Origin of the sequence: Thermoactinomyces sp. DSM 45892 (assembly GCF_900107305.1) — a bacterium.
Classification (GTDB): domain Bacteria; phylum Bacillota; class Bacilli; order Thermoactinomycetales; family Thermoactinomycetaceae; genus Baia.
In genome coordinates this window covers 1-1,055 of the sequence record NZ_FNPL01000053.1, presented here as the reverse complement: position 1 = coordinate 1,055, position 1,055 = coordinate 1, and the positions used below count along the sequence as shown (strand labels likewise).

At 49.8% G+C, this 1,055-nt stretch carries 1 protein-coding gene; it reads left to right on the top strand.

Features of this window, described 5'->3' with window-relative positions; genetic code table 11:
• Positions 1 to 1,055, top strand: a 1,055-nt coding sequence (locus tag BLU58_RS15975) for a phosphopantetheine-binding protein (RefSeq protein WP_143123830.1), incomplete at both ends; no start/stop codon positions are given.

Here is a 1,055-nt window from a genome sequence, read left to right as displayed (position 1 = left end):
ACTCCTCCGATTGGGCGTCCGATTGCGAATGTAGAAGTATTTGTACTCGATCGCAATGAGCAAATCGTCCCAGTCGGGATAGCTGGGGAGCTGTACATCGGCGGAGCAGGACTAGCCCGTGGATATCTAAACCGGCCGGAGTTGACCGAGGAGCGTTTCGTTCCGCATCCATTTAAAGCAGGAGAACGCTTATATCGGACAGGGGACCTTGTAAGGTATCTTCCAGATGGGAATCTGGAGTTTATGGGCCGGATCGATCATCAAGTCAAAATCCGAGGTTTCCGGATTGAACTTGGGGAGATTGAAGCGGCTTTGCAAGAGCACCCATCTATAAAAGAGGCCGTAGTGTTGGTAAGAGAAGATGAGCCTGGCGATAAGAGATTAGTAGCCTACGTGGTGGGCGGAGGAAGCACGCCAGAATGGCGGGAGCATCTCAAGGCTCAATTGCCGAGCTACATGGTTCCATCGCATTTTGTCGAGATGGAAACCTTACCTCTTACTTCTAATGGGAAGGTTGATCGCAAAGCCTTACCTATTCCAGAAGAGCAAGCAAGCGGGGAAGAGAATCATCTCTCTCCTGTAGAAGAACTCATTGCGTCTGTTTGGAGTCAGGTATTAGGTGTCTCGAACATCGGAGCGCAAGATTCATTCTTTGAACTGGGTGGACACTCACTGCTTGCAACCCAAGTGGTTTCTCGTCTACAAGAAGCGTTTCAAATCGAACTTCCGTTACGTGAGCTGTTCGAGCATTCGACAGTGGAGACGTTAGCAAGGCGAATTGGCCAATTGCGTCAGGGGGATCAAAAGAGAGAATTACCCCCACTTGTACCAGTGGAGCGTGGCGAAGCAATCCCGCTATCCTATGCGCAGCAGCGCTTATGGTTTATCGATCGATTCACGCCTAATAGTGCTCTCTATAATATTCCCGCCGTATGGCGCCTCACAGGGGACTGGGCAATAGAATCCCTAGAAAAGGGATGGAATCAGCTTCTAGAACGTCATGAGTCGCTACGGACTGTAATCCAAGAGATAGATGATCAACCCGTACAACAAAT